The organism is Sphingomonas sp. SORGH_AS_0879, from assembly GCF_030819175.1.
Taxonomy (GTDB): domain Bacteria; phylum Pseudomonadota; class Alphaproteobacteria; order Sphingomonadales; family Sphingomonadaceae; genus Sphingomonas.
Genome location: NZ_JAUTBJ010000002.1, coordinates 2,154,231 through 2,167,524, shown reverse-complemented (window position 1 = coordinate 2,167,524; position 13,294 = coordinate 2,154,231). Strand labels below are relative to the sequence as shown.

Sequence of the window (13,294 nt, the reverse complement as noted above, 5' to 3'; positions counted from 1 at the left end):
ACGGCTTACGGCCATTTTCGATTTTGGTTAATGATGCTGTTGTCACCGCGGCTCCATGGGCGTTTTGGTTAAACAATAAACCACATGTTACAGGGAGTTAAATCATGCGGATCGCATTCGCCCATGGGGTGGCCGCGATGGCCGTCGCGGTCGCCAGCCTTTCCAGCGCCGCCCAGGCACAGGAAACGACACCCGCCACGTCGCAGACCGACGCCAATCTGCCGGGCCAGAACCCCAATCCCGGCACGGTCGAGGACAGCAGCAATGCGGGCCAGACCGGCGACGTGGTCGTCACCGGCTCACGCATTCGCCGCCAGGATTTCTCCACCCCCAGCCCCATCGTCACGCTCGACGCCAAGACGTTCGAAGCGCAGGGTACGACGAACGTCACCGACTTCCTGCGCGCCTATCCCGCGCTGGTCGGCTCGGGCGGCTCGGCCAACAATTCGGGTGATCGTGCGGGCATCGGCGAGACCGGCCTGAACACGCTCGACCTGCGCAATCTCGGCCGCCAGCGGACGCTGACCCTGGTCGATGGACGGCGGCACGTCTCCGGCATTCCGGGCGAGCAGTCGGTCGACATCAACACCATCCCGACCGACCTGATCGAAGGCGTCGACATCCTGACCGGCGGCGCCTCGGCCATTTATGGTGCGGACGGTGTATCGGGCGTGGTCAATTTCCGACTGAGGCAGAATTTCGAAGGGCTGACCGTTCGCGGACAGGCCGGCATCTCGGACCGTGGCGATGCGGGCCAACGCCTGATCGCGGTGACCGGCGGCCGCAACTTCTCCGATGGGCGCGGCAACGTCGCACTGGCTTATCAATATTCGATCGACGATCGGCTTCAGGCCAAGCAGCGCCCGCAATTCGGTCAGTCGGTCTATCCGGTGTTCACGCGCAACCCCAACGGCACCGTGCCCGCGCGCATTCCGATCACCGACGCTCGCTATTATGGCAGCTCGCCCGACGGCGCGGTGGATGTGGATGGCGACGGCGTGCCCGATTTCACGGGCACCGGCGCGGTCTATGACAACGGCACCGCCTATCCCGGCGGCTATGCGGTGGGCGGCTCCAGCACGCCCGTCTCGCGGTATCTGAACGATCTACAGCCCCGGATCGAGCGGCATATCGCCAACTTCCTGGGTCATTATGACATCAGCGATACCGTCACCCTGTTCGGCGAAGCCAAATATGCGACGACCAAGTCGTTTTCGCTGGCCCAGCCGACCTTCGACTATAATATCCTGGTCGAAGGCGATAATCCCTATCTGCCCGCCAACATCCGGGCGGCGATCGATCCCCAGATCGGCGGCGCACTGGTCAGCCGCGACAATTTCGACCTCGGCGTGAACGGCAACGGCCAGCGCGGCGAGAGCATCAAGCGCGACACCTATCGCACGGTCATCGGCCTGCGCGGCGATCTGGAAGACAAGACGCATTACGAAGTGTCCTATGTCTTCGGGCGCACCGACGTGCGCAGCCAGTACACCAACGACATCTATTCGGACCGCTTCTTCGCCGCGATCGACGCGGTGCGCGATCCGACGACGGGGCAGATCACCTGCCGCGCCAACCTCGATCCCAACTGGGCTCCGAACCAGCCTTATTCGAGCGGGCGGACCGTCCTGCCGCGCACGACGTTCCAGCCGGGTCAGTGCCGCCCGATCAATATCCTGGGCGAAGGGCAGTCCGACCCCGCCGGGATCGCGTTCATCCTGGCGCCGACCACCGACCGCTCCAGCGTCGAGCAGCATGTCGTCTCCGCGTCGGTCAGCGGCGATTTCGCGAAGTTCTTCGAGCTTCCCGGCGGTCCGCTCGCTTATGCGTTCGGCGCCGAATATCGCAAGGAGATCAGCCGCTTCACGCCCGACCCCCTCGAGCAGCAGGGCCTGACCTTCACCAACGCGCTCAGCCCGACGCGCGGATCGTTCGACGTGAAGGAAGTCTTTGCCGAGCTGAACGCGCCGATCGCCAAGAACATGCGCTTCGCGCATGACCTGGAACTGGGTGCCGCCATCCGCGTGTCGGATTATTCGACGATCGGCCGCACCACGACGTGGAAGGTCGACGGCATGTATGCGCCGATCCGCGACATCACCTTCCGCGGGACCTATTCGGTCGCGATCCGCGCGCCCAATATCGGCGAACTGTTCGGTGGCCGGTCGCAGACCTTCGCCTTCTTCAACGAAGACCCCTGCATCCCGGCGAACACCGGCAACGGCACCCAATATCGTGCCGCCAACTGCCGCACGCTGCTGCAGGGCCTGGGGGCGGACCCGGCGACCTATAACGACAACCGCTCGATCAACGTGTCGGGAACGGCGGGCGGCAACCCGCTGCTGCGTCAGGAGGAGGCCAATACCTGGACCGCCGGCGTCGTCCTGTCGCCGCGTTTCATCCCGGGCCTGACGCTGTCGGCCGACTGGTATGACATCCGTTTGAAGAACGCGATCAACACCGTCTCGCCGATCCAGTTGGCGCAGCTGTGCGTCGACTCCCCGACGCTCGACAACCAGTTCTGCGGGGCCATCACCCGTCAGAACGGTCCCGGCAGCGGCGTCGTGCAGGCGGGCAACGTCATCGGTTTCAGCGTGGGGCCGCAGAACGTCGCGTCGTTCCAGACCGCCGGTCTCGACTTCAACCTGAACTGGCGCCTGCCGACCACCAATCTGGGTCTGTTCAACCTCCAGGTGAACGGCAACTATCTCGACAAGCTGCTGTTCATCGGCGTGCCGGGGGCGCCCGCGACCAATTATCGTGGGACGATCGCATCGGTCGCGCCGAAATATCAGGTGACGTCGAACCTGTCCTGGACCAAGGGTTTGCTGACCCTGAACTATGGCCTGCAATGGTTCGACAAGACGCTGCGCTATACCCGCGAGACCTCGGGCAGCAACCCGGACTTCGTGGCGGCGGAATATTACTACATCAAGCCGCGCTGGCAGCATAATATCTATGCCAGCGTCGATGCGACCGACCACTTCCAATTCTATGGCGGTGTCAGCAATCTGTTCGATCAGCTGCCCGACTATGGCCAGACCATCCAACCGACGACGGCGGTTGGCCGCTTCATGTTCGTCGGTGCCCGCGTGAAGATGTAAGACTGCCTGTCGCCCGGGCCCCATCACAGACGACGGGGCCCGAGCGACGGTTTTGCGCGAGCGCTCGACCTAGCTTGACGCAGCGTACCGCTGTCCGATTTCGGACAGATTGTTCCACCCGGTCCTGCCCGACCTAGCACTACTTTGGCAGAGTAGGTTTGTCGGCGGTTATCAGCTGCTTATTACAGTGCGGGCAGTGCATTGACGGTGGTCGTGCCAGCCAGTCGAGGATCGCCTGCCGGATGGCAGGCAGGGTTGGTTGCGGGGGCGGTCCTCCGACTCTTTTTTTTCCGTCCCGCAGCTTTGAGGCGGCGGGATTGCAGGAAGGCGTAGGCGAGCATCGTCATCAAGGCATGTCGATGCAACCCCGGCCATGATCGCCCTTCGAAATGGTCGAGCCCCAGTTCCTCCTTGAGCTGCTGGTGGGCCTGTTCGCAGACCCACCGCGCCTTGATGGCAGCGGCAAGCTGCCGCAGCGGCGTATCGGGCGGGAGATTGGATACGTAGTATTTGCGCTCGCCGCTCGACCGTCGTTCGCCAACCAGCCAGACTTCCTCACCGGGCATGGCCTGGACACGGTTGTCAGCCATGCGGTGCCGATGGCCCTCGGCGATCCGGACGCGTCGGGCAGCGAACAGGCAGGTGAGCCGCCCCTTCGTGCCGCGGCGCCAGGCGACCTTGCGCCACGGCTCGTCGGCAAGCATGTCGGCCACCGATACCGGCGCCCGGTCAGGAATATGATATTTGCGCGGACGTCCGCCTTGAGCCTGCGGAAAGGTCAGTTCAACATCGGGTGCATAGACGGTCTGCCGGGATGACAGGCCCACCGCCCATGACAATCCCCGCTCGCTCAGCGCCTGGCGGAACGCCGTTCCCGAGCCGTATCCCGCATCGGCCAGCACGCATCCGAACCGAACGCCCGCGGCCATCACCCGGTCGATCTCGGCGATGGCGATCTCGGGCTTGCTCATCGCGGCCTGTCGTCCGGCCGGCACCCGTGCACGCTTCATACGTGCCGGATCGCTCGTCCAGTTCTCCGGCAGGAACAGGCGCAGCCCCACCATCACCGGCACCTCGCGCGATGCCAGCGTCACTGACACCAGCGACTGGCAGTTCGCGGTCTTGCCCTGCGACGACGCATATTGCGGCGCCACGCCGACCGAGGCGCGTCCCTTCTTCGGCAGCGCGGTGTCATCGATGACGAGAAAGCCCTTCGCATCGCCGACCAGCAGGTCCGCCTCCGCCAGCAGCCGGCGCTCGAGCGGCGCTGCGTCCCATGTCCCGCTGGCGATGAAATGGTGCAGCTGGTCGTAGCCGGCATCCTCCGTTCGCGCCGCCAGCGGCTGGATGCTCTTGCGGTCGCCCGGGCCGATCAGGCCGGCGATGTAGGTCGGACACATCCGCCGCTGCGCCGGGTGCGTCAGCTCGGCGAGAAACGGCGCCAGCCACGTCTCCAGATCTTGCCGCCAGCTATCCCTCGCAACCATCACGCATCGTCCCGGTCAGCATCTTCATGCCACCGGAATCAACGACGATTCCACCAGTTCCCCTACTCTGCCAAAGTAGTGCTAGGCGGTCAGCACAAAACCCCTTTCGTCATCGCAGGTTAGGCTTTTCGGCGCTGGACAGCGACGATCGTCGCGATGACACGACAATCCATCCATGCGGGCCCACGCCCTCTCGCCGAAGCTGGCGCCTTCGTCCCATGCGTGGTTTCAGGAGCAGGCCGATGAACCGCTTCGCCCTCATCTCGCTCTATCGCTCGCTGACGCGCCACAAGCTTTATGCCGCGCTCAACATCGGCGGCCTCGCGGTCGGGATCGCGGTGTTCTTCGTCCTCGCCCTCTATGTCCGGTTCGAGACGAGCTTCGAGACATGGCTCCCGCATCATGGTGAAATCTACCTCGTCCAGACCGACTGGAAGCGCGCGGACGGGCCCTTCGCCGGTCGCTATCCCAGTACGATGGGCGGGCTTCTGGACGAACTGCGGCAGGACCTGCCCGGTCTGGTCGGCACCCGCTTCATGGGCGGCACCAATATGGACGGTAAGGACGGGGGCAGCGTGGTCCGGGGCGGGATCGCCACCTTCGACGATATCGGCCAGGTCGACGCCAGCTTCCTCCAGGTGTTCGACCTGCCCTGGGTAGCGGGCAACAAGGCCACCGCGCTCGCCGATCCCGCGAGCGTGATCCTCAGCCGCTCGGCCGCCAGGAAATATTTCGGCGAGGCCGATCCGATCGGCCAGACCCTGACCCTCGCACTCGACAAGACCGCGCCACACCGTGTGACCGGCGTTTTCGAGGATCTGCCCAAGACGACCGATTTCAAATTCTCGATCCTCGCCAGATTGCCGACCAGCGACCTGGGCGACTGGTGGAACCATTGGGGCAGCACCTCGCTCAGGACCTATCTCCGCTTTCCCGATGAAGCAGCCGCCAAGGCGTTTGAAGAGAAGATGCCCGGCTTCGTGGCCCGGCATGGGCGGCGCGACCTGGGCGACGACGTAGCGACGCGGATCGGCCTGCCGTTGCTGCCCCTGACCGAGGCGCATCTCCAGCCCTCTGGACAGGAAAGCGCCAGCCGCAAGCTGACCATCGTCACGCTGGGTTTGGTCGGCGTGCTGACGCTGCTGATCGCGATCGTCAATTACGTCAATCTGGCGAGTGCCCGTGCCGGACTGCGGGCGCGCGAGGTGGCGATGCGCAAGGTCCTGGGCGCCGACCGGGCCACGCTGGTCCGCCAGTTCCTAGGAGAAGCGATACTGGCCGCCGGGGTGGCAGGCATGCTGGGGCTGATGCTCGCGGAGCTTGGCCTGCCGCTGGTCAATGCGGCGGGTGCGCTGTCGTTGAGCATGCCCTATGCGCAGGTCATACCGGTGCTCGTGCTGCTTGCCATCGGTGTCGGTGTTCCGGCGGGTTTCTACCCGGCGCTGCTCCTGTCGCGCTTTCCGGCGGCGGCGGTCCTTGCCTCGGCGCGTTCACCGGGCGGCGGCCGCACGGGGACGCGGGTGCGGGAAATGCTCGTCATGGGGCAGTTCGCCCTGGTGATCGCGTTCCTGATCGGTGCGGGGGTGCTTGTCGCGCAGACCCGGCATGTCCGCGCCGCCGATCTGGGTTTCCAGCGCGAAGGCCTGTTGGTTGCGCCGTGGCTGGGCTATGTCGATCCGGCCAAGCACCCCGCCCTGATCGCCGCCTTCCGCCGCGCGCTCGGCGTTTCGATGGTGACGACCTCCGATACCGGTCTTGGCGATGTCGGAAACAACAATGCGGATAATCTGCTTTTGGCGGGGCGGCCCGGACCGGGGCCCGCCGTCCGGCATATCCATGTCGGATCGGACTTCTTTCGCCTGTTCGGCACGAAGCCCGTGGCGGGCCGATTGCTGGACGACGCGCACCGGATGGACGACACGCGTAACGCGCAAAAGGGCGAGGCGAGCAACATCGTCATTTCCCGCAAAGCCGTCACCGCGCTCGGCTTCGCATCGCCACAGGAGGCGATCGGCAAGACGGTGGTGCAGCCCCGCGCGATGACCATCGTCGGCGTGCTCGACGACCTGCGCTTCTTCTCGCCCCGCCTGCCCACCACGCCGGTCTATTACACCTATACTCACGGCATCGTGCCCTATCCGGTCGCGACCATGCGCTTTACCGGCGATCCGCGCACGGTGCGCGACGCCGTCCGTGCCGCCTGGGTCCGGGTGGCACCGGAAGCCCCGTTCAGGGCGGATACCGGCGACCAGTTGCTCCAGACCTTCTATGATGAGGATGATCGCGCCACGCGGCTGTTCGGCATCGGGGCGGGCCTGGCCGTGCTGATCGGCTGCGTGGGCCTATGGGGGCTCGCGTCCTTCAACACGCAGCGGCGGGTGAAGGAGATCGGCATCCGCAAGACGCTGGGCGCGTCTTCGGCCGATATCGTCAGGCTGCTCGTCGGCCAGTTCCTCCGCCCCGTGCTGCTGGCGAACCTGATCGCCTGGACGCTGGCATTCGTCGCGATGCGGACATGGCTGGCCGGGTTCGACGACCGTATCGCGCTGTCGCCCGTCTTCTTCGTCGGCGCGTCCGTGCTGGCGCTCGTCATCGCGGTCCTGACCGTGCTCGGCCAGGCCCTGCGTGCCAGCCGCGCGGCCCCCGCCTGGGCCCTGCGCCACGACTAGAGTGCCCCAGAACGACCGTCCGCCAACCTCCCTCCACGAACGAACGAACGAAAGCGAAACCGATGCACACATCCCTCCTGGGCGCCGCCCTCTGCCTGACCGCCGCCCTGTCGCCCGCATCGGGGCAGGAGTATCGCCCGTCCTTTCATCCGGACATGCTGAAAGGACCGATCGCGGGCCGCCCGAACGAGGTGCTGGTTCTCGGCACGCCGCATCTGTCTCAACTGCCCGGCAATATCGGCCCGGAGATGGTCGAGCCGCTGCTCACCCGCCTCGCCCGCTGGAAACCGACGGCGATCGCCAATGAGAATATGTCGGGGCTGCTGTGCTTCAGCTTGCGCGCTCAAGGCGAGCGCCAGGCATCGTCGGTCGAGAGCTATTGCTACGACCCAACCGCCGCCGGAAACGCCGCCGGGCTGGGCGTGCCTGCCGCCAATGCGGAGGTCGAGCGGCGGCTGGCGAACTGGCCCGCCTCGCCCTCCCCCGCCGAGCGTCGTCGCCTCGCGTTGCTCTTTCTGGCTGCCGGAGAACCGACATCGGCGCTGGTCCAATGGCTCCGCCTGCCCGCAACGGAACGCCGCGCCGCCGATGGTCTCACCGCCGACCTAGCCGCCAACCTGGACAAGAACACGGCCAGGAAGAGCGAGGACAGCCTGATCGTCGCGGCGCTCGCCGCGCGCCTGGGGCTGGAGCGGGTCTGGGGCGTCGACGACCAGTCCTCCTCGGGCGCTCCGGTGGATGACAAGGCCTATGGCGCGGCCTTGACCGCCGCGTGGGACAATCCCGCGACCAAGGCCCGGATCGCGCAGGGAAATGCGCTGAGTGCGGGGCTTGGTCGTCCCGACGGGCTGCTCGACCTGTACCGCGCGTACAACGCGCCCGCCTATGGTGCGGAAGCCTATCGATCGGACTGGGGCGCGGCGCTGAACGAACCCTCGCTCCAGGCCTATGGGCGGCAATATGTCGCCTATTGGGAAACCCGTAACCTGCGCATGGTCGCCAACATCCGCGCGGTGCTCGGCTGGAAGCCCGGCACCCGGCTGCTCGCGGTCGTCGGTGCGTCTCACAAGGCCTATTACGAAGCCTATCTGAACCAGATGCACGACGCGAAGCTCGTCGATGCCGCGCTCGTGCTCGAATAGCGAAGGGATATCCTGTGCCTATCCCGGTACCGGGACAGCACCGCCAGGGGCGATCCAGTCGAAGGCCTGCCGCAACCGCGCCGCGCCGTCGCTGTCGAACGGGGTGCCATGGGCGAAGATCACCCGCTCCGGCGCGGTCGCGACCATGCGGCGGATCGCTGCCCGCGCAGCTCCCCCGCCCAAGGTCAGCGCCGCACGGACATGGACGCCCGTCGTCGCGCGGGTCGCCAGCGTCGCGCGCATCATCGCGGCGGTGACGGGCGGCAATTTGGCGGGTTCGAGATTCTCGATCAGGTCGGCGAGTATCAGAGTACGGCTGTCCCGGTGGAGGAACCAGGCTTCCTCGAAGCCCGCACCGCCCCGGACCATCCCCTGGTCGATCGCGTCGGCCCATTCCGCCGGAGCCGTATCCAGCAGATCGCGGTCGATCCGCACGCCAGATCGCCGGATCGCACCGCGATCGCGAAGCGCCGGTACCGCCCAACTGGTCGCGTCGGGACAGGCCCGTTGCCACGCCTCCAGGAACGTCCAATGGGCGACGGTCGGTGCGACCAGATGCCGCACCGGTCCCAGCTCCGCCAGCGCCCGTTCCAGCGCGGGCGTGTGGCGGGTCGGCGAATGGAGCCACAGCCCGCCGTCCTTCATCCGGACGACCGTCATCCGCACCGGCAGCGTGAGGCCCATTGCGCTGATCGGGCCGCTGTCGACGATCCAGATATCGGGCGCGACGGGCTTCAGCATGTCCACCGGGGGATAGACGACCGCCCCCTTCCCCCGCGCCGATCCGCGCGCCAGCCACAGAGCAACCGTGACCACGCCCGCCGCCGCCGTGCCGATCAGCCACGTCTTGCGCGGCGGCGCCGGACGCTGGGCCTCGACCGTCGGATCGGGCAACCGCGACGGGTCGCCGGGCTTGGTATCCCGAATGGCTGTGCTCATCGCTTTTCTCCTGTTCTCGGTACAGCAGCGAAGGCGCGGAACGGAAGTTCCCGTGACTCTTTCTAGGAAGCGTGTAATCGCCCGATGGAAGGACGCCGATGACGAGGTTCCGTCCGTTCGCGATCACGACCATCGCGGTGTCGCTGGTGTTCCTGCTGCTGGGGCTGTTCTTCCTGGCGATGCCGCGAGCGGGCGCTAGCTTCTACGGTGCGCCGACCCGCGACGTCGCCGCGACGACCTTCGTCCGGGCCATCGGACTGCGGGATGTGGCGCTGGCACTGTATCTGCTTGGCCTGACCCTGTCGACGCGGTGGCGCGCACTGTCCATCATACTGACGGCAACGATCGTCATTCCGGCGGGGGATATCGCGCTGTTGATGATGTCGGGCACCGCGCGCCCGGTCCATTATCTGCTGCATGGCGCAAGCCTGCTGTGCTTCGCGCTGCTCGCCATGGGAAGCCGTCGTCAGCCCTGAGCGGGTACAACAGGCCACCGAGCATGGAGAAGAATGCCTGAGCGGTCACGAGCATTTGACGCGAGCGGGGCGGCTGGTCATCACTATCGCATGACCCAGCTTTTTTCGCGCCGCGACACCCTGGCCGGCGCCGCCGCCTTGACCGCCGCGACCGCCCTGCATGGGGCGGTGCCGCCCACGAATGCCACCGCGCTGCTCGACCGGATCGCGCAGGGCCTACTGCCATTGATCCCGGAGCGGGCGACGTCGCTGGGGGTGGACGAGGGCGCGCAGGCCGATCTCCGGCGGCGATTGGAGGATCGCTCACCCGCCGGGGTGGCCGCACGCCAGCGTTTCCTGACCCAAAGCCTGAGGGAACTGGCGCGATTGCCCCGTACGGGGCTGGACTCCTCCACCGCGACCAGCATCGCCGTGGTCGAAACCGCCTTCCGGACCGCGCTTGACGGCATGGCCCTGCCTTACGGCGTTGCGACCATCGGCGACTGGCGCAACACGCCCTATGGCGTCATCCAGAATGTCGGCGCGTGGCTCGACGTGCCGCAGATGCTGGACGGCGACCAGCCTGTGCGCAATGCCGCCGATGCCGAGGCCTATCTCGCCCGCCTGGCCGCCATGGCAGCGCAATTGGACGGCGAGACGGTGCGTATCCGCCAGGCGCGCGAACAGGGGCTGGTTCCGCCCGCCTTCCTGCTCGACAAGACGATCACCGGCATGACCCGCACCATCGCCGAGGCGGCGAATGCCGATGGCCCGCTGGTGGGGCCTCTGGCGCGCAAGACACGGGCGATCCCCGGCGACTGGACGGCTCGCGCGATGCGGATCGTGCGCTCGGGCATCCTGCCCGCGCTGGAGCGACAGCTGGCCGAGTTGCGCGCCCAGCGCGCGGTCGCGACCGATGCCGCAGGAATGGGCAGCCGCCCCCATGGTCCCGAATGGTACGACTGGGGCTTGCGTGCGAGCACGACCATCCGCCGCAGTCCGACCGAGCTCCACCAGATGGGTCGCGCGCGCCTGGCCGATCTTCAGGCGCAAATGGACGCGATCCTGCGCAAGGAAGGCCTGACCCAGGGCAGCGTCGCCGAGCGGGCCATTGCCTATCAGCGTCGGCCGGGCATCGGCTTTCCCGACAATGACGAGGGGCGTAAGCAAATCGTCGCCTATATGCAGGCGCGGATCGACGCGATCCGGCCCCGCCTGCCCGATGCGTTCCGCCGCCTGGCGCGCGGGCATCTGGATATCCGTCGCATGCCGCTCGCCCAGGAAGCGGGGGCTCCGGCGGCCTATGGCGGACCCGGCACGATCGACGGGCGAGAGCCGGGCAAGGTCTGGGTCAATCTGGGGGACCCGACCATCCACAACCGTGTGACCATCCCCGACCTGGTCTATCACGAAGGGATTCCGGGCCATGTCTGGCAAGGCGAATATGCGCAGGCCTTGCCGCTCATCCGCTCGATTCTGGCTTTCAACGCCTATTCGGAGGGCTGGGCGCTCTATGCCGAGCAACTCGCGGATGAACTGGGCATGTATGCCGACGATCCGGCCGGGCGGTTGGGGTATCTGATGGGGCTGGCCTGGCGGGCGGTGCGGCTGATCGTCGATACCGGCATCCACGCCATCGGCTGGTCGCGCGACCAGGCGCTGACCGAGTTCATCGCCGCCACCGGCCTGCCCCGCAGCAATGCGGTGAGCGAGGTGGACCGCTATTGCGCGTGGCCGGGTCAGGCCTGTGGCTATGAGGTCGGCCGCGCCGAGATCGTGGCCCAACGCGCCCGTGCCAAGGCGGCGCTCGGCCCCCGCTACGACCTGCGTGATTTCGACCAGGCCGTGGTGGACGGGGGCAATGTGCCGTTGAACGTCCTGGCCGACAATGTCTCGCGCTATATCGCGGGGACGCGAGGGTAGGATCGGGTCGCCCTTCCCGGTCGAACAAGACGCTCACCGCGTTGGGGGAAGTTCACGCGGTGTCAGCAAAGTCAGTCAGCGCATCGGCCGAATGATTACCGCCGTGCAAAGAGATCCATGTTCGCGTCGCCCCAGTCCTTCAGCGCCGCGATGATCGGCGACAGAGATCGGCCGCGATCGGACAGGCTGTATTCGACGCGCGGCGGCACCTGAGCGAAGACCTCGCGCTCGATCAGGCCATCGGCTTCCAACTCGCGCAGCTGATTGGTCAGCATGCGCGGCGTCACATCACCAGCGCGGCGGCGCAGTTCGTTGAAGCGCGTGCGTCCGTCCTGTAGATGGTAGAGGATCACCGCCTTCCACTTGCCGTCGATCAGGCTCACCGCCGCCTCGACGGCGCAACCCGGGGTACAATCGAGGCGGGAGTGACGGGCTTTCGCCATCAGGGCGGTATCCTTTTTGACACTATGAGCGTTTTTTGTGCCTACGGCATAAGCTGACACCGTCCCTATCTCGCGTGCGTCAGTAAAAGGAGCAAGACCCATGCGCGCCATAGCCTATCGCCAGCCCGGCCCGATTGACCGGGACGAAGCCCTTGTCGAGGTCGAACTGCCACGACCCGTTCCGACCGGGCGTGACATTCTGGTCGCAGTTCGGGCCGTCTCGGTGAACCCCGTCGACGCGAAGGTTCGCACTGGCGCCGCGCCATTCGACGGACGTGACGAGCGCATTCTCGGCTGGGATGCGGCGGGCGTGGTCGGGGCGGTCGGCCCGGAGGCCACCCGCTTCAAGGTGGGTGACGAGGTCTTCTATGCGGGCGACCTGATGCGCGACGGCAGCAATGCGGAATATCAGCTGGTCGACGAGCGGATCGTTGGCCATCGCCCCCGCAGCATCGGCTTCGCGGAGGCGGCGGCGTTGCCGCTGACGGCCATCACGGCGTGGGAAACCCTGTTCGACCGATTGAAGGTCGACAACCAGCCGGCCGGCGGCGCCCGTGCCATCCTGATCATCGGCGGCGCGGGCGGCGTCGGTTCCGCGGCGATCCAGATCGCGCGGGCCCGCACCGACCTGACCGTGATCGCCACCGCCTCGCGCGCCGAGACGGAAGGCTGGGTGCGCGACCTCGGCGCACATCATGTCATCGATCATTCCCGGCCGATGGCACCGCAGATCGCCGCGCTGGAGATCGGCGCGCCCGCCTTCGTCTTCTCGACCACCCATACCGATCGCCATCTGGCCGACATCGCCGAGCTGATCGCGCCGCAGGGGCATTTTGCGCTGATCGACGATCCCGCCAGCCTCGACATCGTCGCCTTCAAGCGCAAGGCGGTGTCGGTCCATTGGGAATTGATGTTCACCCGGTCGCTCTTCGACACGCCGGACGTCGACGAGCAGGGGCGATTGCTGGACGCGGTCGCCGAACTGGTGGACGAGGGGCGCATTCGCACTACGGCGACCGACACGCTCTCGCCGATCAATGCCGCCAACCTGATCGAGGCGCACCGCCGCATCGAGAGCGCCACCACGAGGGGCAAGATCGTCTTGGAAGGCTGGGACAGCCCGCAGGCGTAA

Annotated in this window: 9 protein-coding genes; 6 read left to right on the top strand and 3 right to left on the bottom strand. The window is 66.6% G+C overall.

Annotation, left to right across the window (positions count from 1 at the left end; genetic code table 11):
* The first annotated feature begins 104 nt into the window (after window positions 1-104).
* Window positions 105-3,104, top strand: coding sequence for a TonB-dependent siderophore receptor (locus QE379_RS10895; protein ID WP_307000419.1), 3,000 nt, complete (start codon window positions 105-107; stop codon window positions 3,102-3,104).
* Between the two features lie 182 nt (window positions 3,105-3,286).
* Here the strand turns inward: QE379_RS10895 and QE379_RS10890 are convergent, their stop codons facing one another.
* On the bottom strand, window positions 3,287-4,591 hold the full coding sequence (locus tag QE379_RS10890; protein WP_307000416.1) for an IS701 family transposase: 1,305 nt from the start codon (window positions 4,589-4,591) through the stop codon (window positions 3,287-3,289).
* Window positions 4,592-4,833: 242 nt separating this feature from the next.
* Here QE379_RS10890 and QE379_RS10885 point away from each other — a divergent pair, with 242 nt between their 5' ends.
* Together QE379_RS10885 and QE379_RS10880 are read left to right on the top strand one after the other, a co-directional pair.
* The gene (locus QE379_RS10885; RefSeq protein WP_307000414.1) at window positions 4,834-7,260 is read left to right on the top strand and encodes an ABC transporter permease; all 2,427 of its coding nucleotides are present in this window, start codon (window positions 4,834-4,836) and stop codon (window positions 7,258-7,260) included.
* A gap of 62 nt (window positions 7,261-7,322) precedes the next feature.
* Entirely contained in the window at window positions 7,323-8,402 is a 1,080-nt protein-coding gene (locus QE379_RS10880) for a DUF5694 domain-containing protein (protein ID WP_307000411.1), read from the top strand.
* Window positions 8,403-8,420: 18 nt separating this feature from the next.
* Here QE379_RS10880 and QE379_RS10875 read toward each other — a convergent pair whose 3' ends face one another.
* A complete protein-coding gene (locus QE379_RS10875) occupies window positions 8,421-9,341 on the bottom strand; it encodes a DUF4336 domain-containing protein (protein ID WP_307000409.1) in 921 nt (306 codons plus the stop codon).
* A 98-nt stretch (window positions 9,342-9,439) separates the two neighbouring features.
* On the opposite strand from QE379_RS10875, the gene QE379_RS10870 reads away from it, so the two are divergent.
* Together QE379_RS10870 and QE379_RS10865 are read left to right on the top strand one after the other, a co-directional pair.
* Complete coding sequence (locus QE379_RS10870) at window positions 9,440-9,817, top strand: DUF4267 domain-containing protein (protein WP_307000407.1); 378 nt, start codon at window positions 9,440-9,442, stop codon at window positions 9,815-9,817.
* A gap of 90 nt (window positions 9,818-9,907) precedes the next feature.
* A complete protein-coding gene (locus QE379_RS10865; RefSeq protein WP_307000405.1) occupies window positions 9,908-11,719 on the top strand; it encodes a DUF885 family protein in 1,812 nt (603 codons plus the stop codon).
* 95 nt (window positions 11,720-11,814) lie between these two features.
* Here the strand turns inward: QE379_RS10865 and QE379_RS10860 are convergent, their stop codons facing one another.
* A complete protein-coding gene (locus tag QE379_RS10860) occupies window positions 11,815-12,162 on the bottom strand; it encodes a helix-turn-helix domain-containing protein (protein WP_294200023.1) in 348 nt (115 codons plus the stop codon).
* 100 nt (window positions 12,163-12,262) lie between these two features.
* Here QE379_RS10860 and QE379_RS10855 point away from each other — a divergent pair, with 100 nt between their 5' ends.
* Entirely contained in the window at window positions 12,263-13,294 is a 1,032-nt protein-coding gene (locus QE379_RS10855; RefSeq protein WP_307000402.1) for a zinc-binding alcohol dehydrogenase family protein, read from the top strand.